Origin of the sequence: Cryobacterium sinapicolor (assembly GCF_004403465.1) — a bacterium.
Classification (GTDB): domain Bacteria; phylum Actinomycetota; class Actinomycetes; order Actinomycetales; family Microbacteriaceae; genus Cryobacterium; species Cryobacterium sinapicolor.
In genome coordinates, this window is record NZ_SOGQ01000024.1 from 14,926 (window position 1) to 40,221 (window position 25,296).

Annotated in this window: 22 protein-coding genes and 2 pseudogenes; 4 read left to right on the top strand and 20 right to left on the bottom strand. The window is 66.4% G+C overall.

The genetic code is table 11. The annotated features are described in order from the left end of the window. Nucleotides 1–5 precede the first annotated feature (5 nt). The 12 genes from nrdI to E3T28_RS05140 all read right to left on the bottom strand — a co-directional run bounded on the left by nrdI (nt 6) and on the right by E3T28_RS05140 (nt 15,456). Nucleotides 6–410 carry a class Ib ribonucleoside-diphosphate reductase assembly flavoprotein NrdI gene (gene nrdI / locus E3T28_RS05085; RefSeq protein ID WP_134428567.1) on the bottom strand — a complete coding sequence of 135 codons (405 nt, stop codon included), beginning with the start codon at nt 408–410 and terminating at the stop codon, nt 6–8. 85 nt (nt 411–495) lie between these two features. Further along, nucleotides 496–729: a glutaredoxin-like protein NrdH gene (gene nrdH / locus E3T28_RS05090; RefSeq protein ID WP_134363478.1), complete on the bottom strand. Its 234-nt coding sequence runs from the start codon at nt 727–729 to the stop codon at nt 496–498. 438 nt (nt 730–1,167) lie between these two features. Next, on the bottom strand, nt 1,168–2,256 hold the full coding sequence (locus E3T28_RS05095) for a substrate-binding domain-containing protein (protein WP_134428569.1): 1,089 nt from the start codon (nt 2,254–2,256) through the stop codon (nt 1,168–1,170). A 49-nt stretch (nt 2,257–2,305) separates the two neighbouring features. Further along, the gene (gene mmsB, locus E3T28_RS05100; protein ID WP_134428571.1) at nt 2,306–3,640 is read right to left on the bottom strand and encodes a multiple monosaccharide ABC transporter permease; all 1,335 of its coding nucleotides are present in this window, start codon (nt 3,638–3,640) and stop codon (nt 2,306–2,308) included. Continuing rightward, nucleotides 3,637–5,187: a multiple monosaccharide ABC transporter ATP-binding protein gene (gene mmsA, locus E3T28_RS05105; protein WP_134428573.1), complete on the bottom strand. Its 1,551-nt coding sequence runs from the start codon at nt 5,185–5,187 to the stop codon at nt 3,637–3,639. Before mmsA ends, mmsB begins: the two co-directional genes overlap by 4 nt. A gap of 476 nt (nt 5,188–5,663) precedes the next feature. Next, a complete protein-coding gene (locus E3T28_RS05110) occupies nt 5,664–6,680 on the bottom strand; it encodes a LacI family DNA-binding transcriptional regulator (RefSeq protein ID WP_134428575.1) in 1,017 nt (338 codons plus the stop codon). 552 nt (nt 6,681–7,232) lie between these two features. Beyond that, the gene (locus E3T28_RS05115) at nt 7,233–8,387 is read right to left on the bottom strand and encodes a cystathionine gamma-synthase (RefSeq protein WP_241979170.1); all 1,155 of its coding nucleotides are present in this window, start codon (nt 8,385–8,387) and stop codon (nt 7,233–7,235) included. A gap of 23 nt (nt 8,388–8,410) precedes the next feature. Continuing rightward, nucleotides 8,411–9,775, bottom strand: a complete 1,365-nt coding sequence (locus E3T28_RS05120; RefSeq protein ID WP_134428579.1) for a cystathionine beta-synthase — start codon at nt 9,773–9,775, stop codon at nt 8,411–8,413. 10 nt (nt 9,776–9,785) lie between these two features. Continuing rightward, nucleotides 9,786–11,756, bottom strand: a complete 1,971-nt coding sequence (locus tag E3T28_RS05125) for an ABC transporter ATP-binding protein (RefSeq protein WP_134428581.1) — start codon at nt 11,754–11,756, stop codon at nt 9,786–9,788. A gap of 122 nt (nt 11,757–11,878) precedes the next feature. After that, entirely contained in the window at nt 11,879–12,853 is a 975-nt protein-coding gene (locus tag E3T28_RS05130) for a carbohydrate ABC transporter permease (RefSeq protein ID WP_134428583.1), read from the bottom strand. After that, entirely contained in the window at nt 12,850–13,983 is a 1,134-nt protein-coding gene (locus E3T28_RS05135; RefSeq protein WP_134428585.1) for a carbohydrate ABC transporter permease, read from the bottom strand. The genes E3T28_RS05130 and E3T28_RS05135 overlap by 4 nt, the downstream gene beginning before the upstream one ends. A 156-nt stretch (nt 13,984–14,139) precedes the next feature. Continuing rightward, on the bottom strand, nt 14,140–15,456 hold the full coding sequence (locus E3T28_RS05140) for an ABC transporter substrate-binding protein (protein WP_134428587.1): 1,317 nt from the start codon (nt 15,454–15,456) through the stop codon (nt 14,140–14,142). A gap of 319 nt (nt 15,457–15,775) precedes the next feature. Here E3T28_RS05140 and E3T28_RS05145 point away from each other — a divergent pair, with 319 nt between their 5' ends. Then, nucleotides 15,776–16,825 carry a LacI family DNA-binding transcriptional regulator gene (locus E3T28_RS05145; RefSeq protein WP_134428589.1) on the top strand — a complete coding sequence of 350 codons (1,050 nt, stop codon included), beginning with the start codon at nt 15,776–15,778 and terminating at the stop codon, nt 16,823–16,825. A gap of 17 nt (nt 16,826–16,842) precedes the next feature. On the opposite strand, the gene E3T28_RS05150 is transcribed toward E3T28_RS05145, so the two are convergent. The 6 genes and pseudogenes from E3T28_RS05150 to E3T28_RS05170 all read right to left on the bottom strand — a co-directional run. Continuing rightward, entirely contained in the window at nt 16,843–17,049 is a 207-nt protein-coding gene (locus tag E3T28_RS05150; protein WP_134428591.1) for a hypothetical protein, read from the bottom strand. Beyond that, nucleotides 17,046–17,237: a hypothetical protein gene (locus tag E3T28_RS17285; RefSeq protein WP_241979171.1), complete on the bottom strand. Its 192-nt coding sequence runs from the start codon at nt 17,235–17,237 to the stop codon at nt 17,046–17,048. Before E3T28_RS17285 ends, E3T28_RS05150 begins: the two co-directional genes overlap by 4 nt. Before the next feature lie 51 nt (nt 17,238–17,288). Continuing rightward, nucleotides 17,289–17,393, bottom strand: a pseudogene (locus E3T28_RS17290) (hypothetical protein); the annotation flags it as partial. Between the two features lie 278 nt (nt 17,394–17,671). Further along, nucleotides 17,672–18,055 carry a 50S ribosomal protein L7/L12 gene (gene rplL / locus E3T28_RS05160; RefSeq protein ID WP_134363492.1) on the bottom strand — a complete coding sequence of 128 codons (384 nt, stop codon included), beginning with the start codon at nt 18,053–18,055 and terminating at the stop codon, nt 17,672–17,674. A 52-nt stretch (nt 18,056–18,107) separates the two neighbouring features. Beyond that, complete coding sequence (gene rplJ, locus E3T28_RS05165) at nt 18,108–18,623, bottom strand: 50S ribosomal protein L10 (protein WP_104100771.1); 516 nt, start codon at nt 18,621–18,623, stop codon at nt 18,108–18,110. A gap of 392 nt (nt 18,624–19,015) precedes the next feature. After that, nucleotides 19,016–19,227 (bottom strand): annotated as a pseudogene (locus E3T28_RS05170) (winged helix-turn-helix domain-containing protein); the annotation flags it as partial. Between the two features lie 121 nt (nt 19,228–19,348). Between E3T28_RS05170 and E3T28_RS05175 the strand changes: the two are divergent. The 3 genes from E3T28_RS05175 to E3T28_RS05185 all read left to right on the top strand — a co-directional run bounded on the left by E3T28_RS05175 (nt 19,349) and on the right by E3T28_RS05185 (nt 22,925). Then, entirely contained in the window at nt 19,349–20,029 is a 681-nt protein-coding gene (locus E3T28_RS05175; protein ID WP_370260536.1) for a YqaJ viral recombinase family protein, read from the top strand. A gap of 431 nt (nt 20,030–20,460) precedes the next feature. Further along, nucleotides 20,461–21,474 carry an NADP-dependent oxidoreductase gene (locus E3T28_RS05180; protein WP_241979172.1) on the top strand — a complete coding sequence of 338 codons (1,014 nt, stop codon included), beginning with the start codon at nt 20,461–20,463 and terminating at the stop codon, nt 21,472–21,474. Beyond that, complete coding sequence (locus E3T28_RS05185; RefSeq protein WP_134428593.1) at nt 21,471–22,925, top strand: cryptochrome/photolyase family protein; 1,455 nt, start codon at nt 21,471–21,473, stop codon at nt 22,923–22,925. Before E3T28_RS05180 ends, E3T28_RS05185 begins: the two co-directional genes overlap by 4 nt. A gap of 34 nt (nt 22,926–22,959) precedes the next feature. Here the strand turns inward: E3T28_RS05185 and E3T28_RS05190 are convergent, their stop codons facing one another. Continuing rightward, nucleotides 22,960–23,487 carry a GNAT family N-acetyltransferase gene (locus tag E3T28_RS05190; RefSeq protein WP_134428595.1) on the bottom strand — a complete coding sequence of 176 codons (528 nt, stop codon included), beginning with the start codon at nt 23,485–23,487 and terminating at the stop codon, nt 22,960–22,962. Nucleotides 23,488–23,610: 123 nt separating this feature from the next. Continuing rightward, the gene (gene aceB / locus E3T28_RS05195; protein WP_134428597.1) at nt 23,611–25,293 is read right to left on the bottom strand and encodes a malate synthase A; all 1,683 of its coding nucleotides are present in this window, start codon (nt 25,291–25,293) and stop codon (nt 23,611–23,613) included. Nucleotides 25,294–25,296 lie beyond the last annotated feature (3 nt).

Genomic DNA, 25,296 nt, shown 5'->3' on the forward strand with positions numbered 1-25,296 from the left:
CGTCTTCACGGCTGTTGCTTCCAAAATGATTCCAATCCGTCGTGGACGATGCGCACATCATCCGGAGTTCCAAATACTTCAAAGCGAAACATGTGGGGCACCTTGCACTTCTGGGCGATGATGTCCCCGGCGAGGCAGTAGCCCGTGCCGAAATTCGTGTTGCCGGCGCCGATCACACCGCGGATGAGCGAGCGGTTCCGCTCGTCGTTCAGGAATTTGACGACCTGCTTGGGCACCGCTCCCTTACTGTCGCCGCCGCCATACGTCGGCACGACCAGCACATAGGGCTCGCTGACCTGGAGCGGCTCATCGCGCGGGTAGATCGGGATGCGAGCAGCCGGACGGCCCAGCTTCTCAATGAAGCGGTGCGTGTTGCCCGAAGTGCTGGAGAAGTAAACGATATCGGTCATGGAACACCCCCTGATGTTGAGAAATCAGCACGCCGAACGACGCTTCCTGCAGAACTTGGGCGACGCCGCCCCCGGCGCCGCGGGGCTACGCGAGGCGCTGCGCGAGTTCGTTGATCTTGTCGGGACGGAAGCCCGACCAGTGGTCCTCGTCGGTGATGACGACGGGTGCCTGCAGGTACCCCAGGGCCTTGACGGCTTCCAGGGCGTTTTCATCGACCGAGAGGTCGAGGATTTCGTACTCGATGCCCTTGTTGTCCAAGGCGCGGTAAGTCGCAGTGCACTGCACGCAGGAGGGCTTGGTATATACCGTGATTGCCATGGCGGGGCCTTTCTCGTCGTTCAGGAATCAGTATTCAAAATCGGTTCAAACATCAGTGCTCAAAATCGGTTTCATGTGAAATCTGAAGTTCAAGACGTGCTGTGTGTTGAACTTCAATACTACATCTAGTGATACTCAAAGGGAACGGCCACTACATGCAGTAGTTACAAGTATGTAGTTATCCACCGACATTCCACCGGTTGTGCACAGCCTCCCGGATGCGAGTCGAGCCGAATCACGCGGGATTCGTCCGAGTTATCCACAGGCGGTTCCGAGGCAGAACTCGCACCTGTGGAAACCCTGTCGGCGTGTCGGACCGCCTGCGGCACGTTGCTCGCTGCACGTGCCACGGCAGCGGCCGGGCACGCGAAAGGGCCGGCCCCGTGAGGAGCCGACCCATTCGTCGAGATGCTGTGATGCAGGGGTACTGCCGGGTTGTTACTCGGTCAGCGGGGCGAGGGTCGGGTCGTTCGCGTATGCCTCGGCCGCGTTTTCCTTGGTCACGATGACCGGGGGAAGCAGGTAGGCCGGGACGACGATCTTGCCGTTGTCGTAGGACTCGGTGTCATTGACCTCGGGGGTGTCACCCTTCTGGAGAGCGTTGACCATGGCGATGGCCTGGTCGACGAGCACGCGGGTGTCCTTGTTGATGGTGGAGTACTGCTCGCCGGCCATGATCGACTTGACCGACTCGACTTCGGAGTCCTGACCGGTGACGATCGGGATGTCCTTACCGGCTGCCTTCACCGAGGTGATGATCGCGCGGGCGAGGGTGTCGTTCGGGGAGAGAACGCCGTGGAGGGGAATGTCGCTGTACGTGCTGGTGAGCAGCGCGTCCATGCGGCTCTGAGCATTCTCAGCCTTCCAGCCGGCGGTGGCCGTCTGCTTGATGTCGGTCTGGCCCGAGGCGACGACGAGGGTTCCGTCGTCGATCTTCGGCTGCAGCACGCTCATCGCGCCGCCGAAGAAGACCGGGGCGTTCGCGTCGTCCGAGGAACCGGAGAACAGCTCGATGTTGTACGGGGCTTCGCCCCTCGAGGCCAGTCCGTCCAGGAGCGCCTGGCCCTGGAGTTCACCGACCTTGAAGTTGTCGTAGGCCACGTAGTAGTCCACGGCTTCGGTGTTCAGGATGAGGCGGTCGTAGGCGATGACGATGGCGCCGGCGTCGCGGGCCGACTGCACCTGGGTGGCCAGCTGGCCACCGTCGGCAGCACCGATGATGATGACCTTGGCGCCGTTGGTGACCATGGCCGAGATCTGGTCCTGCTGATCCTTGACCGTGGTCGAGGCACCGGCGTACTGCACGTCGCCCTTGTAGCCGGCCTCCTCGAGGCCGTCTTCGAAGAGCCCGCCGGCGAGGACCCAGTTCTCAGAGGTCTTCGAGGGGAGTGCGACGCCGATGACCGAGTCCTGAGCGAAGCCGGCAGCAGCGCCGTCTTCTCCAGCGGTGTCCGTGCGGGTGGAGCATCCTGAGAGTGCCATCAAGGCCACTGCGGCGATCGCAGTTGTCGCGAGAATCTTTCGCATTGTGGGTTACTTTCTGTTCGTTGTGGTTTGGTGAAGGGGAAAATCTGGGCTAGTTGGGCCGCGTGGCCTGGGGCCGCGCGCTTTCCGGGGTGCCCGTGTCGGGAACGACCAGGGGCGGCTCCGCCGGAAATTCGGCGGTCTTCTTCTTGCGGGTCAGGAGGCCGATGATCGACGGACGACCCTGGCTCTTGTTCCACACGTCGACGCCCACGGCCACCAGGAGCACCATGCCCTTGATGATCTGAACCCAGTCGGAGCCGACGCCCAGCAGCTGCAGGCCGTTGTTGAGCACCGCCATGACCAGACCACCGATGATGGAACCGACGACGGTTCCGATTCCGCCGGACACGGCCGCACCACCGATGAAGACGGCGGCGATCGCGTCGAGCTCCCAGCTGAGGCCGTCCTGTGGGCCGGAGGCCACCGAGCGGGCGACGAAGATCATCCCGGCCAGAGCGGAGAGGATCGACATGTTCATCATGACGAGGAAGTTCACCCGGCGGGACTTGACCCCGGAGAGTTCGGCGGCGAGCTTATTGCCGCCGACAGCGTAGACGTGACGGCCGAAGATCGTGTTGCGGGTGACGAATGCGTAGAAGAGCACGAGCACGCCGAGGATGATTCCGGAGACCGGGAAGCTCGTGCCGACGCGGCCTCCAGCGAACAGGATGGAGGCGTAGACGATGACCGCGCAGAGGAGGACGACCTTGACGATGCTCACCCAGAGCGGGGCGGGCGTCGAACCCATGATCGACTGCACTCGGCGGGCCCGCCACTCGGAGTAGATGACTGCGAGCACGATGATGAGCCCAAGCAGCAGGGTCAAGTTGTTATAGCCGGTGTTCGGGCCGACCTCGGGCAGGTACCCGGAGCCGATGATCGTGAAACCGTCGGGAACGGGGACCGTGTTGGCGTTACCGATGACCTGGTTGCCACCGCGGAAGATGAGCATGCCGGCCAGGGTGACGATAAAGGCGGGAACCCCGACGTAGGCAACCCACGCACCTTGCCAGGCTCCGATCAGCGCTCCGACGAACAGGCCCAGCAGGATCGCCAGCGGCCACGGGAAGTTCCAGTCCCGCATCGCGGTGGCGACCACGATGCCGACAAAGGCGGCAACCGAACCGACCGAGAGGTCGATGTGGCCGGCGATGATGACCATGACCATGCCGATGGCGAGAATGAGGATATAGGAGTACTGGCTGACCAGGTTGATCAGGTTGCCGGACGACAGAGTGAGGCCGTCGGTCAGGTACTGAAAGAGCAGGATGATGGCGATCAGGCTGAAGAGGATGCCGAATTGCCGCAGGTTCGAACTGCCGCTGCCGAAGATCTTCTTCAGATCACCGAGACCGCCTGTGCGGGTACCCGTGTCTTCACTCATATGCTCTGAACCTTCTTCCGTGCGGAGGTCATACTTTTCATCAGGGTTTCGGGGTCGGCGGAAGCCGCCGGGATGCAGTCGGTGATCGCGCCCTCGAAAACCGTGTAGATCCGGTCCGCGAGGCCGAGCAGCTCCGGAAGCTCAGAGGAGATCAGGATGACTCCTTTGCCCTGCTTGGCGAGCTGCTGGATGATGCCGTAAATCTCGTACTTCGCGCCGACGTCGATGCCGCGGGTCGGCTCGTCCAGGATCAGAAGGTCAGGATCGGTGAACATCCACTTGGCCAGAACGACCTTCTGCTGGTTGCCGCCGGAGAGCTTGGAGACACCCGCGTTGACGCTGGGAGTCTTGATCCGCAGGCTCTTGCGGTATTCCTCGGCGATTCCGAATTCCTTGGAGTCGTTCACGACCGGTCCGGCCGAGATCTTCGAGAGCTTGGCCGATACGACGGAGCGCTTGATGTCGTCGAGCAGGTTCAGGCCGAGAGCTTTGCGGTCCTCGCTGACGTAGGCGAGGCCGTGGTCGATCGCGTCGGCAACGCTCTTCAGGACAATTTCTTTGCCGTCCTTGTAGAGGCTGCCCGAGATGAAGTTTCCGTAGGAGCGCCCGAAGATGCTCATTGCCAGTTCAGTGCGCCCGGCGCCCATCAGGCCGGCGATGCCGACGATTTCGCCCCTGCGCACGTTCAGGTTGGAACCCTTCACGACCATCCGCTCGGCGACCTGCGGGTGCTGCACGGTCCAGTCGCGCACCTCGAAGAAGACCTCGCCGATGTGCGGGGTGCGATCAGGGAAGCGGCTCTCCAGGCTGCGCCCGACCATGCCGCGGATGATGCGGTCTTCATTGACCCCGTCGGCCACGACATCCAGCGTTTCGATCGTCTTGCCGTCGCGGATGATCGTGATCGAGTCCGCAACCTGTTCGATCTCGTTGAGCTTGTGCGAGATCATGATCGAGCTGATGCCCTTGCCCTTGAGCCCGCGGATCAGATCCAGCAGGTGCATCGAGTCCGACTCGTTCAGGGCCGCGGTCGGCTCGTCGAGGATCAGCACCTTGACCGATTTGTTCAGGGCCTTGGCGATCTCGACCAGCTGCTGCTTGCCGACACCGATGTTCTTGATCAGGGTGTCGGGATCATCCCGCAGACCGACCCGGGCCAGCAGCTCGAGCGCCGTCTTCTTGGCGGTGATCCAGTCGATCGCGCCCCACTTGGTCGGCTCGTTGCCGAGGAAGATGTTCTCGGTGATGGAGAGTTCCGGGATCAGCGCCAGCTCCTGGTGGATGATGACGATGCCCGCTTCTTCGCTCGAGCGGATGTCCTTGAAGTGCACATTCTCGCCCTGGTAGATGATGTCGCCGGTGAACGTACCGGACGGGTAGACCCCGGAGAGGACTTTCATCAGGGTGGACTTGCCCGCTCCGTTCTCGCCGCAGATCGCGTGGATCTCGCCGCGATTCACCGTGATGGAGACATCCGACAGGGCCTTGACCCCGGGGAACTCCTTGGTGATCGATCGCATCTCAAGGATTACGTGGTCAGTGGACATCGTTGGACTCCTCACGCCTGGGACCGCCGCGGGTATCCCATGCCGATGACGGGATGGACGCGCGAAGGCTGATCCCGCCCCCGCTCAGTAGGGCGGCAGTGGAACTGCCGGGCAGGTGGAAAAGTGTGCTCACAAGCTTGACCTCAATGTCATGCGTTTGGAAAGATATGGCAAGAATCAGGTCCATGTGACCGATCACATTGTCACTATAGACCTGGTGGCGGTCCCGGTGTCAAGTCTCCTTTTGTCACGCTTGCGTAACAGGGTGTTGAGCCCCTGAGCGGGTCGGAGGGCGGGACATTCCGCCGACCCCGACCGGCGTACGGGCGGTCTCGGCAGTGCGGCATACCTGATCTGAAAGTCTGTGCGGAAGCGGTGTCCGACTCACGAACGCGCTCATCGTACTCCGGGAGGAGCCACGGATGCGAGCGCGGGATCCGACGGGCGATCGATGCGGTCGCGAGCAGGCGTGCGCCCTAGAACGCCGGCGGCGCGGTGGACCCGCGCACGATGAGTTCGGGGACGATCGGGTCGCTTCGCTCAATCGGCACACCACCGTTGAGGTTGCTGAGAAGGAGCGCGATGCACCGCCGCCCGAGTTCGGCGAAGTCCTGCCGCACCGTAGTGAGCGGGGGCCAGAAGTGTGCCGCCTCGGGAATATCGTCGTAGCCGACGATGCTCATATCGCGCGGGAGGTCGAGGCCCTCTTCCCGGCAGGCGTGCATGAACCCGAGGGCCATCTGATCGTTTGACGCGAAAATCGCGGTGAAATCCCGCCTCCGCAGCAGTTCCCGCCCGGCGCGATACCCGAAGTCGGCGGTCCAATCGCCCAGGATCGGAGCCATGGTCGGCACGTCCATCTCCCACATCTCGTCGAGGAAGCCGCGCATTCGGGCCTCGGCCTCGATCCAATCCTGGGGTCCGGCGAGGTGGTAAATGCTCCGATGGCCGAGGTCGATCAGGTGCCGGGTGGCCTGCCTGGCCCCGGTCATCTGGTCGACGGACAGGGAATTGTCGAGGCGGCCGGTGGACTGCAGGGTGACGAACGGCACATCGATCGACAGCTGTTCGAGGGCGTCGAAGACCCGCACCTGAGGCGCGATCACGACGATCCCCTCCACGGACTGGTTCATCAGGTGCTCCAGTGCCGCCTCGATCGACTCGGTATCTACGGTCGTGAGATTCGCGGTGTTGACGTAGTAGCCGGCTTCCTGGGCCGCGTCCTGGATGGCGGCGATGCTGCTGGCCGGTCCATAGGCGCTTTCCGCCGAGAGCAGGCCGATGGTGCGCGAACGCCCTCGCGAGAGCGCACGGGCTGCCCGATTCGGCCGGTACTGCAGGTCTTCCATGACCTGCAGGACCTTCGCCTTGGTGGATTCGCGGATGCTCGGGTGGTCGTTGAGCACGCGCGAAACAGTCTGATGCGAAACGCCCGCCAGGCGCGCCACATCACGGATGCTCGGAGCACGCCCCTTGGGCAGATCGATAGTCACAGAGAGACCTCGTCGGCATGTGCACGGTCACAATTGTGAGCGCAGAACCAGTATGCACTCCGGTGAGGCCGCTGCGGCGCACCACCATCCGGTCCCTTGACCGAAGGAAAGCCGGATCCACGCACCAGTCCATCGATGAATGCCGCTACAGGCATGATGAAAGTCAATCGATTCACGCGACGGCATACGTTGCCCGCCGCGCCAATCTCCCACGGCGCCGATCTCCCCCCGCACCGATCTCCCCCGCGCCGATCTCCCCCCGCACCGATCTCCCCCGCGCCGATCTCCCCGCGTCCCCGGCCGCACCGGCCGCCTGACGTCGTGCCAGCAGCGCCCCGCGTCGAACCAATTCGACGGAGATTTTGCCGTGTAAGCGCTCTCTCAGCCGAATCGGGGCCGATATCGGCAAAATCTCCGTCGAATTCGTTCAGGCGGGACGTGCCGCGCCCGGGGTCTCCGGGGCCTCCGTGCCGCCCTGGCCTTTGTGCCGCCCGGGGCCTCCGGGGGTGCCCGGGGACTCCGTGCCGCCCGGGGCCCGACCGCCGATGGGAGCTAGTGGGCCGCGAGCGCCCGGTCAATGTCGTCGATCAGGTCGGCGACGTCTTCGATGCCCACGGAGAGGCGGATGATGTTGTCCGGCACCTCGAGTTCGGTGCCGCGCACCGACGCGTGAGTCATCTCGGAGGGGTAGTTGACCAGGGATTCCACGCCGCCGAGCGATTCGGCCAGCTGGAACAGGTGGGTCGATTCGGCGAAGGATCGCGCCGCAGCGGCGCCGCCGATGAAGGAGATCGAGAGCATGCCGCCGAAGCCGCTCATCTGCTTTTTCGCCAGCTCGTGTCCCGGGTGGGAGGGCAGGCCCGGGTAGTAGACCCGGTCGATCGCCGGGTGGCCCTGCAGGTGCTCGGCGATGGCCTGGGCGTTGCTGCAGTGACGGTCCATCCGCACCGAGAGGGTCTTGATGCCGCGCACGGTGAGCCAGGCATCCATCGGGGCCGAGACCGGGCCCGCAGCGAACTGCAGGAACTGGGCCTTCTCGGCGAGCTCATCGTCGTTGATGATCAGGGCGCCGCCGAGCACGTCGGAATGGCCGCCGAGGTACTTGGTGGTCGAGTGCACGACGACGTCGGCGCCGAAGTCCAGTGGATGCTGCAGCGCGGGCGACGCAAACGTGTTGTCGACGATGACGGTCACGCCGTAGCGGTGGCCGATCTCGGCCAGCGCGGCGATGTCGCTGACCTTCATCATCGGGTTGCTGGGCGTCTCCACCCAGAGGACTTTCGTCCCGCCGGGGATGATGGCCTCTTCGACGGCCGCGAGGTCGCTCATCTCCACGGTCGAATTGCGGATGCCCCAGGCACCGTGCACCCGGTTGATCAGGCGGTGGGTGCCGCCGTAGACGTCGTTGCCGAGCACGACGTGGTCGCCCGGCGCGAGCAGCGCGCGCAGGATGGTGTCTTCTGCGGCGAGCCCGCTGGCGAAGGAGAGGCCGTGCTTGCCGCCCTCGAGCGCGGCCAGCAGGGTCTCCAGCACGGTGCGGGTCGGGTTGCCGCCGCGGCTGTACTCATAGCCGCCGCGCAAGTGGCCGATACTCTCCTGCACATACGTCGACGTCTGGTAGATGGGCGGGATCACGGCACCGGTCGTCGGGTCGAATTCCTGCCCGGCGTGGATGGCGATGGTGTCGAATTGGGGTGTGCGAGCCATTGATTCGTCCTTAGTCATGCTTTTCATTCGCTCAGATAGGCGAGCAGGTCGTGCCGGGTGATGACGCCCAGGGGTTTGCCACCGTCGGTGACGAGCAGCGCATCGTGACCGGCGAAGGCGGCGCGGGCGGTCGCGACGGGTTCGTTCGCCCCGATCAAGGGGAGCGACTCGCCGACGAATTCGCCCACCCGATCGCCCAGTTGTGCCTCGCCGGAGAAGACGAGCTCCATCAGCCGGCGCTCGTCGATCGCGCCGACGACCTCACCCATCACGACGGGCGGCTTGGCGGTGAGGACCAGCACCTGGGACACGCCGGCCTCGGTCATGACGCCGATGGCGTCGCGCACGGTGGCGCTGGGGTTCACGTAGACGAACGGCGGCAGGGTGCCGGTCTTCGATGCGAGCAGATCGTTGACCGTGTGCCCGGCCGGCGCATTCGCGAAACCGTAGCTGCGCATCCAGCCGTCGTTGAAGATCTTGCCCAGGTAGCCGCGGCCGCCGTCGGGAAGCAGCACGACGATCGTGTCGTCGGGGCCGAGGGTTTCCGCCGCGCGCAGTGCTGCGACGACAGCCATCCCGCTCGAGCCGCCGACCAGGATTCCCTCTTCGAGCGCGAGCCGGCGGGTCATCGCGAAGGAATCGGCGTCGGACACGGCGATCACCTCGTGCACGACGGCCGGGTCGTAGGCACCCGGCCAGAAGTCCTCGCCGACGCCCTCGACCAGGTAGGGCCGCCCGGTGCCGCCGGAGTACACCGAGCCCTCCGGGTCGGCGCCGATGATGCGCACGGCGTCGCCGGAGACCTCGCGCAGGTACCGGCCGGTGCCGGTGATGGTTCCGCCGGTGCCGACGCCCGCGACGAAGTGGGTGATCGTGCCGTCCGTGTCGCGCCAGATCTCGGGGCCGGTCGTCTCGTAGTGGCTGAGCGGCCCGTTCGGGTTGAAGTACTGGTTGGGCTTGAATGCCCCCGGGATCTCCCGGGCCAGCCGGTCGGAGACGCTGTAGTACGAGTCGGGGTGGTCGGGGGCGACGGATGTCGGGGTCACCACGATCTCCGCGCCGTAGGCCGTGAGCACGTTGCGCTTGTCCTCGCCCACCTTGTCCGGCAGCACGAAGACGCACTTGTAGCCGCGTTGCTGGGCGACGAGAGCCAGGCCGACGCCCGTGTTGCCCGAGGTCGGCTCCACGATGGTGCCGCCGGGGAGAAGCAGCCCGTCGCGCTCTGCGGCATCGATGATGCGCACCGCGATGCGGTCCTTGGCGGAGCCGCCCGGGTTCAGGTACTCCAGCTTGACCAGCACGGTGGCGCTCACCCCCACCGTCACCTTGTGCAGCTTCACCAGGGGTGTGTCACCGATGAGGTCGAGAACGGTGTCGGCAATTTTCATCGAGGGTCCTTCATCGAGGGTTCTTCGTCAGGGATTCGAGCCTCGTCAACTCTATCGGCGCGGTCGGGGTGGTGGGCGTGGGCGACGGCGACGTGGGCGACGGCGACACGGATGCCGGCGACGTGACCTGCTCCGTGTACAGCCGCGCGTAGATGCCGTCGGCGGCAAGCAGTTCGGTGTGGGTGCCGCTCTCCACGATCCGGCCGGCGTCGACGACGAAGATGACGTCGGCGGACACGATGGTCGACAGCCGGTGTGCGATGGCGATGGTCGTGCGGCCGCGGGAGGCGGTGTCCAGGGCGGCCTGCACGACTCGCTCGGAAATGGCGTCGAGGGCGCTGGTCGCCTCGTCGAGGATCAGCACCTCGGGGTCCTTGAGCAGCACCCGCGCGATGGCGATGCGCTGCTTCTCACCGCCGGAGAGCCGGTAGCCGCGCTCCCCCACCAGGGTGTCGTAGCCATCCGGGAAGGAGGCGATGGTGTCGTGGATGCTCGCCGACCGGGCGGCGGCCTCCAGCTCGGCATCCGTCGCCTCTGGTTTCGCGTAGCGGAGGTTCTCGGCGATGGTCGCGTGGAAGAGGTAGGTCTCCTGGCTCACAATGCCGATCTGGGAGACCAGGGAACGCTGCGCGAGGCCGCGCACGTCGACGCCGGAGAAGAGCACCCGTCCGGCCGACGCCTCGTAGAAGCGCGGGATGAGATAGGACACGGTGGTCTTGCCTGCGCCGGACGGTCCGACGAAGGCCGCGAACTGGCCGGGCTGGATCGTGAAGGAGACCTGGTCCAGGGTGGGACGCGAGTCCGCGCCCGCATCCGGATAGGCGAAGGTGACCCCGTCGAAGGCGACCCGGCCGACGGCATCCCCGCTGGCGGGGACAGGCACAGCGTCGGGGGCGTCGCGGATGGCCGGCCGGAGGTCGAGGTACTGGAAGATTCGCGCGAACAGGGCGGTCGAGGTCTGCAGGTCGAGGGCGACGCGCATCAGGCCGAGGAGCGGGAACAGCAGCCTTGATTGCACGGTGGTGAAGGCCACGATCGTTCCGGCCGTGATGGCGGTCGTTCCGCTGCCCATCAGCAGGCCGGCCACTAGGTAGACGATGGCCGGGATGCTGGACAGGAAGATGCTCACCATGGCGAAGAACCACTGGCCGCTCATCTGCTGGCTGATCTGCAGCTTCACCTGGTTGGCGTTCTCGTCCGCGTAGCGGCCGATCTCGGTCTGCTGCCGGGTGAAGCTCTTCGAGAGGAGGATGCCGGACACGCTCAGCGTCTCCTGCGTGATCGCCGTCATGTCCGAGAGCGACTCCTGCGTCTTGGACGCGATGCGGGCCCGCACCTGGCCGACCCGGCGCTGGGCGAAGACGAGCAGGGGCATCAGGATGATGGCGACGATCGCCAGCTGCCAGCTCAGCAGCAGCATGGCCACGAGCGCCGCGATCACGGTCACGGCGTTGCCCAGCAGGCTGGAGACGGTGTTGGTGAGCACGCTCGCAACGCCGCCGACATCGTTCTGCAGCCGGGACTGGATGACACCCGTCTTCGTGCGGGTGAAGAAGCTCAGCTCCATCGCCTGCAGGTGGGTGAACAGGCGAACGCGCAGCGCCCCCATCACCGAATTACCGACGGTGGCGGTGAGCCAGGTCTGCCAGACTCCGAGCAGCTGCGACCCCAGGTAGATGGCGATCATCACGCCCACGAGCACGGCGAGGCGCTGCACGTTCGGGGTGCCGCCGGGCGGGAAGAGTCCCTCGTCGAAGGCGCGCTGCACGAGGAGGGGCGGCACGACGGAGAGTGCCGCGCTGATGAGCACGAGCACCACGGTGACGGTGAGCGCCGCGCGGTGAGGTGCGAACAGGCCGGCGATCCGGCGGAGCAGATTCGGGATGTGCGGGGCCTCGGCGTTCTCGGCCCGCTGGGCCACGACATCCGCGCCGCTGACCCGCCCCCGTCGACCGCCGCCGCCACCGTGCATTCCACTCATGAATTCACTCTAAGCTGCCGCGCTGAGACACCAATGTGCCCGTTCCGGACAACTGTTGCCGGCGGAACGGGCACAGTTGTCCGGAACGGGAACACTTCACCGACCGAGGCGGAAACGAGTGGCTAGCCCTTGGTCGAACCGGCGAGGAGGCCGCGCACGAAGTAGCGCTGCAGGGAGAAGAACACGAGCAGCGGAACCAGGATCGAGATGAACGCACCGGCGGTGAGCAGGTGCCAGTCCTGGCCTCGGGTACCGGTGATCTCGGCCAGCAGCTTGGTCATCGGAGCCACCGCGCCGTCCGCGAAGATCAGCGCCACGAGCAGGTCGTTCCAGACCCAGAGGAACTGGAAGATGGCGAAGGACGCGATTGCCGGCATGGTCAGCGGCAGCACGATTCGGAAGAAGATCTGACCGTGCCCGGCGCCGTCGACCCGTGCCGCCTCGATGACGTCGGCAGGGATCTCCGACACGAAGTTGTGCAGCAGGTAAATGGCCAGCGGCAGGGCGAACATCGTGTGCGCGATCCACACCTGCGAGTAGCCGCCGGCGTCGCTGATCGCGGAGACCACCGGGACGCCGAAGACCTCACCCTGCGAGAAGAACTGCAGTAGCGGCACGAGGGCCATCTGCAACGGAACGATCTGCAGCGCGAAAACCGCGATGAACAGAACGTTCTTGCCGCGGAAGTCGATCCAGGCGAACGCGTAGGCCGCGAGGCTGGCGATGATCAGCGGCAGCAGCGTGGCCGGCAGGGTGATCGCGATCGAGTTGATGAACGCACCGGCCAGGTTCAGCTGGCTGTTGCCGGCCTGGAGCACATCACTGTAGTTATCGAGGGTGAGACCCCAGTTCGAGAAAAGCGTCCACCAGCCGGTGGTGCGCACCTCCTGGGCCGGGCGGAACGAGGAGACGAAGAGGCCGAACGTCGGGACCGTCCAGAGCACGGCGATCACGAGCGCCGCAATCGTGGCACCGCGGCTGGTCAGCCGTTTCTTGGTGCGCTTGGCCGCGGCGAACTCCTGGCGGCGCTCGCCCCGCCGGAGCTGCGTCTGGGTCTTCTTGTCGACGGGGAGTTCAACCGGAAGAATCGCACTCATCGGATTTCCCTCTGCTTCTGAATCTGGCGGGCGTTGTATACAACGATCGGGAGCACGAGCAGGAACAGGATCACGGCGAAGGCGGCGGACCGGCCCTGCTCGAAGTTCTTGAACTGCGTGTACATCTCATTCGCGATGACGCTGGTGTCGTTGGCTCCTGCGGTCATGGTCCGGACGATGTCGAAGACCTTGAGGGAGGCGATGGAGATCGTCGTCAGCACGACGACGAGGGCGCTGCGGATGCCGGGGACCGTGACGTTGGTGAACTTCTGCCACGCGTTGGTGCCGTCGAGTTCGGCGGCCTCCATCTGCTCGGCCGGCACGCCCTTGATGGCCGCGGAGAGCACGACCATGGCGAATCCGGTCTGCACCCAGATCAGCACGACGATCAGGAAGACTGTGTTCCAGGGTGCGTTCGCGAGGAAGTCGACGGGCTGGCCGCCGAACCACACCACGACCTGGTTGAGCAGGCCGATCTGGTTCTGGTCGGCCGGACGGGCCGTGTAGACGAAGCGCCAGATGATGGACGCCCCGACGAAGGAGATGGCCATGGGCATGAAGACCATGATCTTGAAGTACTTCTCACCGCGGCTCTTGTCGATGAAGACCGCGTAGGCGAGTCCGGCGATGGTGGACACGAGCGGGGTGATGAGCACCCAGACGATCGTGTTGAGCACCGTGCGGATGGCCTCCGGCTGGGTGAACACCCAGACGAAGTTGTCGAAGCCGATGAAATCGGTTCCCCGCGAGTTCATGAACGCCTGCACCGTGGTCTGGATGGTCGGGATGATGAGTCCGACGATGAGGAGCAGGATGGCCGGCGCGAGGAAGCCGAAGAGCTGGAACAGGTAACCGGCGCCGGAGCGCGAGCGGTAGTCGACGATGAAGAAGACTCCGCCGAGGACGGCGGCCCCGGCGATGGCCCACCAGTACGATCCCGCGGCGAGCAGGATGAGCAGCGGTGCGGCGACGCAGACAGCGAGACGGATGACGGTGTATACGGCACCCTTGCGCGGGGCTATCTCGACGAAGAACAGGATCGCGGCCACCAGGGCGACGAACGCGAGGATGATGATGGGGACTTGGACCAGGGGCGGCAAGTCAGCCAGCCAGGCAAGGAATGCCGACATATGAAACCTCTCGAGTACGACTGCGGACTCACAGTTTGCTGGTGGGGCGGAAAACTACCGCCACGGTACACCAGCAGGGGGGTGCGGGTCGCCCCTTGTCTCGGGGGACGACCCGCACGGTTGTGGTTCTGTTAGATGAGTTGGTTCACACTCGAACTAGCTGGAGGGCCAGCCTGCTTCGATGCTGGTGAGCACCTCGTCGGTCGGGGCTCCATTGATCCAGTTGACCATTCCCTTCCAGAAGGTGCCGGCGCCAACGGAGCCGGGCATCAGGTCGGAGGCGTCAAAGCGGAAGGTGGTCTCCGGGTCCTGGAGGATCTTGATGGCTTCCTGCAGGATGGGGCTCTTCGCGTTGGCCGGGTCGAGACCCGAGTTGGCGCTGATCACTCCACCGAGGCTGACGCGGCTGTTGGCCCAGTCGTCGCTGGAGAGGTATGTCTGAACGGCCTGGGTGTCGGCGTCATCGGCGAATGCGGCGACGATCTCGCCACCACCGGTCACGGCCTGGCTGCCGGCTTCTTCGGCCGGGGTGATGAAGGCCCAAACGTCACCGTCGGGACCGACCTCTCCACCGGCATCCGTGATGAAGCCGTCGAAGAAGGATGCCTGGTGGTGCAGCGCGCATGTTCCGTCGGCGAGCGGCGTAGCCACGTCACCGAACGGGGTGCTGTTGATCGAGCGGACATCACCGAACGTCGCGTTGACGCTGGCCGGGTTCAGCAGGATCTCTCCGACGGAGTCGAAGGCGGACTTGATCGCGGGGTCCGTGAACGGGATCTCGTTGGCCACCCACTTGTCGTAGGTCTCCGCGCCGGCCTGACGCAGGACGAGGTCTTCGACCCAGTCCGTGCCCGGCCAGCCGGTTGCGTCGCCCGAGCCGAATCCGGCGCACCACGGGGCGCTGCCGGACTTCTCCTGGATGGTCTGGGTCAGGGTGAGGAGTTCGTCCCAGGTCTCGGGAACTTCAACGCCCCACTCGGTGAACTTGGCCGGGGAGTACCAGATGAAGCCCTTGACGCTCGCCATCAGCGGCGCACCGTAGAACGTGTCGCCGACGGTGCCGTAGGCCTTCCAGTCCTTGGACCAGAACTCGTCGACGTTGTCTTCGACGGTCTTCGGGGCCGGCTTGAGGAAGTCGCGGCTGGCGAGGTCGGCCATCAGGCCGGGCTGCGGGAAGATCGCGATGTCGGGAGCGCTGCCGCCCTGTGCACGGATGGCGATCTGAGCCTCGAATTCCTTCGACGCCTCGTACTGGATGTCGATGTCGTTCTCTGCTTCCCAGTCAGCCCAGGACTCTTCGAGAAGCTCGGCCTCGGTGTCACCGATGGTGCCGTAGACGGAGACGACGCCGTCGCCCTCGGCTCCGGCATCGGTGTTCGTGCTACCGGGCCCACCGGAACATCCGGCCAAGGTCAGACCGGCAATCGCCGCAATGGCGATGGGTGCTGTGATTCGGCGGTGGAGAGACCGCATTTTTCCTCCTCGTTGAGTGATGACGGTGCGCCGAGTACCACCCGGACAACACCACGGTGCTGCAGGAACTGCTTGTGTGCCGAAAACGATCAGATAAGGAACCGGTTCCACACCATAAGTTACGGTACGGCGGGCCGAATCGCAAGATCAAATTGTCACGGATTGGCAAAGATCGCGCTCCCGCCGCGGAACCCTCGAAAATCTGTTCTCGGGTCTGCCTCTGGGCCGTGTCGCATTCCGACGGTTTTGATGGAACCGGTTCCAGCGGACCCGCCGGAGCGGTACAGTATTCCAAACGGGTCCAAGGGCGGAGGCTGGAGTGAGCGCAATCGCGGATGTCGCACGCCTCGCCGGCGTCGCAAAGGCGACCGCCTCCCGCGCCCTGAGCGGTCGCGGCTACGTGTCGGAGCAGACCCGGATCAAGGTCATCGCCGCGGCCAGGGAGATCGGCTACGTCGCCTCGCCCAACGCCGCCAGTCTGGTCACCGGGCGCACCAAGAGCATCGGCGTGATCATCCCGTTCATCAGCCGCTGGTACTTCTCCGAGGTCCTGGAGAGCATGGAACAGGCACTGCTCGACGAGGGATACGACATGACCCTCTACAACCTGCCGACCCCCTCGCCCGAGCGGGAGCGGGTCTTCGACTACTTCCTCGCCCGTAAGCGCTTCGACGGCGTGATCTCAGTCGGTGTGGCGCTCAGCGATGACGAGGTCACCCTGCTGCATCGGCTGGGCCGCCCACTGGTCGGAATCGGCGGCCCCATCCGCGGCGTGGACACGATCGCCATCGACGACGTGGCCGCGGCCCGGCTCGCCACGGAACACCTGCTCAGCCTGGGGCACACGGACATCGTGCACATCGGCGGCAGCAAGGAAGACGAGATGGACTTCCAGGTGCACAGCAACAGACTCACCGGTTTCTACTCCGCGATGCGGGACGCCGGGCTGTCGTCTTCGAGTTCCAGCTCCGGGTCGTTCTACGCCTGCGAGTTCACGATGCCGGGCGGCTACGGGGTGGGCCTGGCCGTGTTCGGCGACCCGCGCACCCGCCCCACCGCGGTCTTCGCGGCGAGCGACGAGATCGCGATCGGCCTGATCGTCGCCGCGAGGGAGTTGGGCATTCAGGTGCCGGCCGACCTGTCCGTGATCGGCATCGACGGGCATCCGTATGCCGCTATGTTCCGCCTGACCACCCTCGAGCAGCACCCGCGCACCCAGGGCCGGCTCGCGGTGCAGGCCCTTCTGGCGGAACTGGAGAATCCCACCCCGCGCGGCGACGAGGACCACCTGACCCGACTGCCCACGAACCTGGTCATCCGGTCGAGCACCAGCGGGCCGCGGCTGACCCACGGGGTCGACCGCGGGTAGGACCAGACTGGCGAGGGTCAGCTGTCCCCCGCGTTGATCGCCTCGGCTTTCTCCAGCCTGTCGAGGCGCTCGACGATTCCGTTCGCGCGATAAAGGCGGGCATGGCCGAGCACCAGGATCATCACGGCCACAAGGACCGCACCGGCGGCCGCGACGAACGGCGTAGCCGGTCCGAAGGCCCCGGCGAGCAGAGTCGCCCCCGGCGGCGCGAGGGTGCCGCTCATTCGGGTGCCGCGTCACGTTCGAATTCGGTGCCGTCGACCCGGTCGCGCAGGATCATGATCGCGCGTTCCAGGGTGTCGGTGTCGGCCTGCGGCAGATCAGCGAAGACCGGGAGCAGCGCCAGGGCCAGTCGGCGGCGCCAGTCGACCAAAGCATCCTCACCTGCACCGGTGATCGCGGTGAGGGCCACCCGGGCATCGAGAGGGTCAGGCCGACGGGTGGCCCACCCTCGCTCGGCCAGGTGGGTGACGAGCGGGGTCGCTGTCGGCTGCGAGACCCGGCTGCGGGCAGCGAGCTCGCCAGCCGGATCGGGCCGGTCTGGCGCAGAACACTGAGAGTACGCCAGGCCGCGGGAGACTCGGCCACCGCGGTGCCGGTGGGCTCGGCACTGTGCGCAGCATGGGCAGCAAGACGGGTAAGCCGATGGTTGACCGTGATCAGGTCACCCAGGATTTCGGAAAGGTCAGCAGGCATCCATCGAGTGCATACATGGCTCAGCTATATAAATGACCGGCGTCAACAACAGAAGGCGCCGCATCCGATGGATGCGACGCCTTCTCTCTGGTGGACGGCTTGCGCCGTCACGCCTCCACTCGAAGCAGAGAACCCCTTGCGGGGCCCCGACTACTTGAGGGCTGCGGTGGCGCCGGCAGCTTCGAGAGCAGCCTTGCCCTTTTCGGCGGCTTCCTTGGAAACGCCTTCGAGGACGGCCTTCGGCGCGCCATCGACGACGGCCTTGGCCTCGCCGAGGCCCAGGCTGGTGAGCTCGCGCACAACCTTGATGACCTGGATCTTCTTGTCGCCGACAGCCTCGAGGATGACGTCGAAAGCGGACTGCTCTTCGACCTCTTCAGCGGGGGCAGCGGGACCGGCAGCGCCAGCAACGGCGACCGGAGCGGCGGCGGTGACCTCGAAGGTCTCCTCGAACGCCTTGACGAACTCGGAGAGCTCGATGAGGGTGAGGCCCTTGAACTGTTCGAGCAATTCCTCGGTGGAAAGCTTTGCCATGATTATTCTCCCTATAGTTTCTTAGTTACTCACCGCGATGCCAGGCAGATGCCTAGTTCGCGGACTCCTGCTTCTCACGCAGCGCGTCGATGGTGCGAACAGCCTTCGACAGCGGTGCGTTGAACAGATATGCGGCTCCGAACAGCGAGGCCTTGAATGCGCCGGCCAGCTTGGCCAGCAGCACTTCGCGGGACTCGAGGTCGGCGAGCTTGCCTACCTCTGCGGCGGTGAGCGGGTTACCGTCGAAGTAACCACCCTTCACTACCAGGAGAGGGTTTGCCTTGGTGAAGGCACGCAGGGTCTTCGCAACGGCGACAGGGTCTCCGTGAACGAATGCGATTGCGGACGGACCGACAAGCTCGTCGTCAAACGACGTGATGCCGGCGTTGTTGGCCGCAATCTTGGTCAGCGTGTTCTTCACCACGGCGTACGTGGCGTCCGCACTGATGGAAACGCGCAGCGACTTGAGCTGCGCAACAGTGAGACCGCGGTACTCGGTGAGCAGAACGGCGGTCGAGCTCTGGAATTTCTCCGTAAGCTCGGCGACCGTTGCTTCCTTGTTCGCCATGGCGCTCCTCTTGGTTTCATGTGCCGGTAGCCCGGGGAGCAGACATGAAAAAAGCTCCGGCGCAGGCGCCGGAGCTGGGAACGCATTCCGTGGGAATGCAATCAGACTTCGAATCCTGCGCGGGCCGTTCACGTGAATGAACCTTCGATTGCCTCTGCATTTCTGCAGGGCAATAACCGGCGGTCTTTGGCTTTGCCCCACGTTACGGGACGAAGGGGGGTCAGTGCAAATCGACATCCGCGCACCCCGACACCCCGCGCCGCCCCGCGCCTTGAACGAATTCGACGGAGATTTTGGCTGAAACGACCGATTTGGGTCTCAAAACCGGGTTCTCGGGCAAAATCTCCGTCGAATTCGCACGGCGAACACAGGTGAACGGGCACCCGGGGACATCAGGCGAGCGAGAGGGAGACGCGGAAGCAGGTGGAGCCCGGGCGGCCGTCGTCGACCTTCTTGCGCAGATGGGAGATATAGATCTCGACCACGGAGGACTTGCCGCCGAAGTCGGAGCTTCACACCGGTCCAGGATCTGCGCCGTGCTGAGCACCCGCCGGGGATTCCGCCTCAGGAAGCGCAGCAGCTCGAATTCCGTGGCGGTCAGATCATCAGCACGATCGTGCCGGACACGGTCTCCCCCAGATGAGCCGTGGCATCGGCAGGAACCAAGGCGTGGGCGGCGGGCCTGCCCTGCGAGCCGCGGCCCGGCGAACAGGCACAATGGAACAGTGACGAACCAGATGCTCTCCCTGTTCGACGAGGAGCATCCGTCGCCCGCTGATGCCTTGCCGGTGACGCCGGTCGCCGCGTCGCATCTTCGGCGCGTCGTCGCCGATTCCACCAACCGGGTGGCCTGGCTGCGGGCCCGCGCCCAGGGGATCACGGCCACGGATGTCGCCAAACTCGCCACACCCCGATCGCTGCAGACCGCCGTGTACGACAAGCTCAACGGCAGCAGCTTCAGCGGCAACAGCTTCACGGACCACGGGCGCGCCCGGGAACCGGAGATCGCGGCCTGGGTGCTCGGCCGCTACGGCATCGAGCCCAGCACCGCCCTCTTCCACGCGGCCGACCACCGGCGGCACCTGGCCACCCCCGACGGCGTCGGCACCGGCTCCGGCTCCGGCGGCCTCGAACTGGCGGAGATCAAGACGACGAGCAAGGCGTGGCGCAGCATCCCGCGCTCGTACCTGCGTCAGGTGTGGTGGCAGCAGTACGTGCTCGGCGCCGAGCGCACCCTTCTGGTCTGGGAGCAACACACGAATTTCGTGCCGGTCAATGTCGAACCGGAGTGCCGGTGGATCGAACGGGACGAAGACCAGATCGCGATCCTGGTGGGGTACGCCAACAACCTGATCGCCCTGCTCAACCAGCAGACCACCTCGGGCCCCCCGCCCGTGCACGCCTGACCGCGTCTCGCGGTCATGCCCGCGCCGGGACCGCCCGCGGGAAAGCCGCATGCCGGGTGTCGCAGGCGGCTTTCCCCTCGGCGTCGCGCCACGGCTGATCGAGCGAATTCGTGCCGCTTCGGGTGCGGTACGACTGCTGGGGATGAGCCTGGCCGAATGCTGAGTACTGGCTCGGCGGGGCTGACCCGAACCCAAGAGGGACCGCACGCGGGGAGATCAGGGACTTCTCACACGCATCGGGGTCGGTCCCCCTTTATGTGGACAGACTATGCGCCCGACACCCCATCCGACCAGACCGCACCGACACCGGATTCGACCTGCGGTACCCCCAAATCGAGGCACACGGGCCGGGTCCCGAAAGTGTCCCGGCAGTGTCCCGGCCGGGTCCCGGCAGTGTCCCGGCGACGCGGAACCCGCGAGAGAATAGGCAGATGGGAAACGCCGAGAAACAGCCACCGACCATGCGCGCCCTCGTGATCGACCGTCCCGGCCCGGCGGACGAGCTGCACCTGGCCGAGGTCGACGCCCCGATCGCGGTCTTCGATGAGCTCCTGGTGCGGGTCGTCGCCGCCGGAGTCAACCCGATCGACGCCAAGACCAGGGCCGGCGGGGGCGTCACGAAGGCCATCCCCGCCTACCCGGCCGTGCTCGGCCTCGACTTCAGCGGCATCGTGGTCAGCGCGCCCTACGAGGCGTTCCCGCTGCAGCCCGGCGACGAGGTCTTCGGCATCGCCCGCGTGCCTCGCACCCCCGGCAGCTACGCCGAGCTGCTGACCGTTTCCAGCCTGAACGTCACCCGCAAACCCGCGCGGCTCAGCCACGTGGAGGCGGCCGCCGTGCCGGTGGCCGCCCTCACCGCGTGGGGCATGGTCGTGGACCTGGCCGCGGCCGCCCCGGGGCAACGGATGCTCATCCACGCCGGCAGCGGCGGGGTCGGCCACTTCGCCGTGCAGTTCGCCAAGGCCTTCGGCGCCCACGTGACCGCCACCGGGTCGACCCGCAACCTCGATTTCCTGCGGGAGCTCGGCGCCGACGAGGTCATCGACCATACCCAGACCCGGTTCGAAGATGTTCTCTCCGGGCTGGACGCGGTGATCGACCTGGTCGGAAATGTGCACGACGACACCGGCACCCGGTCGCTCGGTGTGCTGCGCCCCGGCGGAATCCTGGTGAACGCACCGACCGGAAGCTGGCCGACCATGGCGGCGGAGGCGGCGGCGGCGGGCATCCGTGCCACCGGCTTCAAGGTGGCGCCGTCCGGGCACACCCTCGACTTCATCACCGAGCTGATCGACGACGGCGCCGTGCGGGTGCACGTAGACCGGGTGTTCCCGCTGGCCGAGGGCGCGGCGGCGCACCGCCTGATCGAGGAGGGGCACACGCGCGGGAAGATCGTGCTGCGGGTGACGGATGATCCGGCCGACGCTGCCGGGGTTCGCTCGTGAGCGGCGACGGGCCGTCCCTCGTCTGGTTCCGCGACGACCTGCGCCTCGCGGACAACCCAGCCCTCACGGCCGCGCTCGAGCGTGGCAAGCCGATCGTGGCGGTGTACGTGCTGGACGAGGAGTCCGCCGGGATCCGGCCGCTCGGCGGCGCGGCCCGGTGGTGGCTTCACGGGAGCCTGACTGCCCTGGCCGACTCGCTGGAGCGCCTCGGCGGCCGGCTGACCCTGCGCCGGGGGCCGGCCGAGGACGTGGTCATCGGGCTGGCGGCATCCGTCGGCGCCGACGCCGTTTTCTGGAACCGCCGCTACGGCGCCGCCGAACGCGAGGTGGACACCCGGATCAAGTCGGTCCTCGCCGCGACCGGAGCGGACGCCCGCAGCTTCGCCGGCTCGCTCCTCCACGAACCGTGGACGATCCAGACCGGCCAGGGCGGCACCTACTCGGTGTTCACCCCGTTCTGGCGGGCGTGCACGGCCGGCCCGCCGCCGCGCGCACCCTTCCCCGCGCCCGATGCGATCCCCGGCTTCCCCGGTGAGGTCCCCACCGACCTGCTCGACGACTGGGGTCTCCTGCCGACCCGGCCCGACTGGGCGGCCGGGCTGCGGTCCGCCTGGCAGCCCGGCGAGGCCTCCGCCCACCGCCTGCTCGAGATCTTCCTGACCGAGTCCCTCGCCCGGTACGGCGACGAGCGCGACGAGCCGGCGCAGGCGGTCACCTCGCGGCTCTCGCCGCACCTGCGCTGGGGCGAGATCAGTCCGTTCCAGATCTGGCAGGCCACCGAGCGGGCCCGGATCGGGTTGACCGGCCGCGCCCAGGCCAGTGCGACCCGGTTCCTCACCGAGGTCGGCTGGCGGGAGTTCAGCTACCACGTGCTGTTCAACAACCCCACCCTGGCCACCGTCAACCTGCGGCCCGAGTTCGACGCGTTCCCCTGGCCGCGGCTCGACAAGCGGGTGCTCGAGGCCTGGCAGCAGGGCCGCACCGGGATCGCGCTCGTCGACGCCGGCATGCGCGAACTGTGGCGCACCGGCAGCATGCACAATCGCGTGCGCATGGTGACGGCGTCGTTCCTGATCAAGAACCTGCTGATCGACTGGCGGCTCGGCGAGCAGTGGTTCTGGGACACCCTCGTCGACGCCGACGCCGCCAGCAACCCGTTCGGCTGGCAGTGGGTGGCCGGTTCCGGAGCCGACGCGGCCCCCTATTTCCGGGTCTTCAACCCGGAGCTGCAGGCGAAGAAGTTCGATCCCCACGCGGAGTACATCCGTCAGAACGTGCCCGAATACGGCACGGATGCCTACCCGGCCCCGATCGTCGACCTCGGCGAGACGAGACGGGCGGCCCTCGCCGCCTACGAGCAGATCAAGGGGATGAAGGAGCAGTCGATCGCGGCCCGCGCGGCCGGGGTGGCGGCGTACGGCACCGCTGCCGACGCCGGCACGCACGCCTAGGCGGGCCCGGGCAGGCTTCGGCACCGGGGCCCGTCTACAGCGCCCGCTCCAGCACGAAGTCGTCTTCGTACCGTTCGCCCACCTGGAAGCGCTTCTCGCCGACCGTGACGAACCCGTTCTTCTCGTAGAAGCGGATGGCCCGAGCGTTCTCCTGGTTCACGCCCAGCCAGCTGCCGGCCGCACCGCGTGCCCGGGCGGCGTCCAGGGTCGCGGTCATCAGGGCCGCCGCCACCCCGCGGCCGTGCGTCTCGGCGCGCAGGTAGCATTTGCTCAGCTCCGCCGTGGGACGGATCGTGGCGGCCGCCCGCGCGTCGTCGTCGGCCGGCTCGGCGAACACGAGCATCGTGTAGCCGAACATGACCCCCGCTTCTTCAGCCACGAGGATCAGCCGGTCCGGGTCGGCCAGGTAGGCCTCGAAATTGCCCTCCGCGAGCACGTCACGCAGGAACGCGGCGATGGACTCGGCCGAGGTGTGCGGCGGGCACGCCAGCGCGAAGGTGGCGGCGGCCAGCTCGGCCAGCGCCGCGGCATCCGTCGCCGTCGCCGTGCGGATGTCGATCATCGCCCCAGCCTAGCGACGCCCGCGGGCCCCACCACCCCACGCGAATGCGGGCGAATCGTCGGTATGGGACGGCCATAGCGACGATTCGCCCGCATTCGCGACCGGGCTGGGGCGACCGACGAGCTACAGATAGCGGGCGTAGGCGCCGACGGTCAGGAACGTCGGGAACTCGGGCTCGAGCGCGGATGCCCGGAACACCTCGAGCGCGTCGTCGAACCGGTCCCCTGGCGTGCGCTCGAGGGCCTCGTACACCTCGACGAGCTGTTCCTCGACCCAGGTCTCGTCGATCCGGATGCCCTCGGCGGTGACCGAGCCCAGGTGTATCCACTGCCAGAGCTGCGAGCGGGAGATCTCCGCGGTGGCGGCGTCCTCCATCAGGTTGTCGATCGCGACAGCGCCGACGCCGCGCAGCCAGGACTCGATGTAGCGCAGCCCGATCGTGATGTTGTCGTGCACGCCGGAGGCCGTGATCTGCCCGCCGACGGATGCCACGTCGAGCAGTTCGGCGGCCGTGACGCTCACCTCGTCGCGGGTGCGGTGCAGCTGGTTCGGCTGGTCGCCGAGAGCCCGGTCGAACTCGGCCAGCGCCGTCGCGATGAGGTCCGGGTGCGCCACCCAGGTTCCGTCGAAGCCGTCGGTGGCCTCGCGCTTCTTGTCGGCGGCGACCGCCTCGAGGGCACGTCGGGTGACCTCGGGGTCGCGCCGATTCGGGATGAACGCGCTCATGCCGCCGATGGCATGCGCTCCGCGCCGGTGGCACGTCGACACCAGCAGTTCGGTGTACGCGCGCATGAAGGGAACGGTCATCGTGATCTGCTTGCGGTCGGGGAAGACGAACCGGCTGCCGCGGGTGCGGAAGGTCTTGATGATGCTGAAGATGTAGTCCCAGCGGCCGGCGTTCAGCCCGGCGCAGTGGTCGCGCAGCTCGTAGAGGATCTCCTCCATTTCGAACGCCGCCTGGATCGTCTCGATCAGCACGGTGGCCCGGATCGTGCCGTACTCGATGCCGAGCCGGTCCTCCGAGTGGCTGAAGATGTCGTCCCAGAGGCGGGCCTCGAGGTGGCTCTCGAGCTTCGGCAGGTAAAAGTACGGGCCGCTGCCGCCCTCGATCAGGAGCTTCGCGTTGTGGAAGAGGTACAGCCCGAAGTCGACGAGGCTGCCGGACGCGTTCATCCGGCGGTTCGCGCGGTCGACGAAGGTCAGGTTCTTCTCCACCAGCTGCCAGCCGCGCGGGCGCATCACGATGGTGGGGGTGGCGCCGGTGGAGTCGCCGGTGACGGCATACACCTTGCCCTCCGGGCTTTCGAAGCTCAGCTGGCCGCGCACCTGGTCGAACAGGGTCAGCTGGCCCTCGACGACGTTCGCCCAGGTGGGGCTGGTGGCGTCTTCCTGGTCGGCCAGCCAGACCTTCGCGCCCGAGTTCAGCGCGTTGATGGCCATTTTGCGGTCGGTCGGCCCGGTGATCTCCACCCGGCGGTCCGTCAGCCCGGGGCCCGCGCCGGCGACACGCCAGGTGAGGTCACGACGGATGTGCGCGGTCTCGGTGAGGAATCCCGGGTCACGCCCGTTGGCGGCATCCACGCGCTTCCGCAGTCGAGTCGCCAGCAGGTCGTGCCGCGTCCCGGCGAACCGGTCGTGCAGCTCGGCCAGGAATACCAGCGCCTCGGGCGTGAGGATCTCTTCGTAGCGCGGACCGAGATCGCCGGTGATCTCCAGGTGCGGTTCGATGGTGGCGAAGCTGCCGGTGTTCGTCGTGGACGTGGTGGTCGAAACCTGGTCGGCTGTCGCCAGGGGCGGGGTGTTCATGGG

Excerpts from the sequence above, each read along its gene's own strand:
- nrdI (WP_134428567.1), bottom strand. The coding sequence starts at position 410 with ATGACCGATATCGTTTACTTCTCCAGCACTTCGGGCAACACGCACCGC.
- nrdH (WP_134363478.1), bottom strand. The coding sequence starts at position 729 with ATGGCAATCACGGTATATACCAAGCCCTCCTGCGTGCAGTGCACTGCG.
- E3T28_RS05095 (WP_134428569.1), bottom strand. The coding sequence starts at position 2,256 with ATGCGAAAGATTCTCGCGACAACTGCGATCGCCGCAGTGGCCTTGATG.
- mmsB (WP_134428571.1), bottom strand. The coding sequence starts at position 3,640 with ATGAGTGAAGACACGGGTACCCGCACAGGCGGTCTCGGTGATCTGAAG.
- mmsA (WP_134428573.1), bottom strand. The coding sequence starts at position 5,187 with ATGTCCACTGACCACGTAATCCTTGAGATGCGATCGATCACCAAGGAG.
- E3T28_RS05115 (WP_241979170.1), bottom strand. The coding sequence starts at position 8,387 with ATGGCTCGCACACCCCAATTCGACACCATCGCCATCCACGCCGGGCAG.
- E3T28_RS05120 (WP_134428579.1), bottom strand. The coding sequence starts at position 9,775 with ATGAAAATTGCCGACACCGTTCTCGACCTCATCGGTGACACACCCCTG.
- E3T28_RS05125 (WP_134428581.1), bottom strand. The coding sequence starts at position 11,756 with ATGAGTGGAATGCACGGTGGCGGCGGCGGTCGACGGGGGCGGGTCAGC.
- E3T28_RS05130 (WP_134428583.1), bottom strand. The coding sequence starts at position 12,853 with ATGAGTGCGATTCTTCCGGTTGAACTCCCCGTCGACAAGAAGACCCAG.
- E3T28_RS05135 (WP_134428585.1), bottom strand. The coding sequence starts at position 13,983 with ATGTCGGCATTCCTTGCCTGGCTGGCTGACTTGCCGCCCCTGGTCCAA.
- E3T28_RS05140 (WP_134428587.1), bottom strand. The coding sequence starts at position 15,456 with ATGCGGTCTCTCCACCGCCGAATCACAGCACCCATCGCCATTGCGGCG.
- E3T28_RS05150 (WP_134428591.1), bottom strand. The coding sequence starts at position 17,049 with ATGAGCGGCACCCTCGCGCCGCCGGGGGCGACTCTGCTCGCCGGGGCC.
- rplL (WP_134363492.1), bottom strand. The coding sequence starts at position 18,055 with ATGGCAAAGCTTTCCACCGAGGAATTGCTCGAACAGTTCAAGGGCCTC.
- rplJ (WP_104100771.1), bottom strand. The coding sequence starts at position 18,623 with ATGGCGAACAAGGAAGCAACGGTCGCCGAGCTTACGGAGAAATTCCAG.
- E3T28_RS05180 (WP_241979172.1), top strand. The coding sequence starts at position 20,461 with ATGGGAAACGCCGAGAAACAGCCACCGACCATGCGCGCCCTCGTGATC.
- E3T28_RS05190 (WP_134428595.1), bottom strand. The coding sequence starts at position 23,487 with ATGATCGACATCCGCACGGCGACGGCGACGGATGCCGCGGCGCTGGCC.
- aceB (WP_134428597.1), bottom strand. The coding sequence starts at position 25,293 with ATGAACACCCCGCCCCTGGCGACAGCCGACCAGGTTTCGACCACCACG.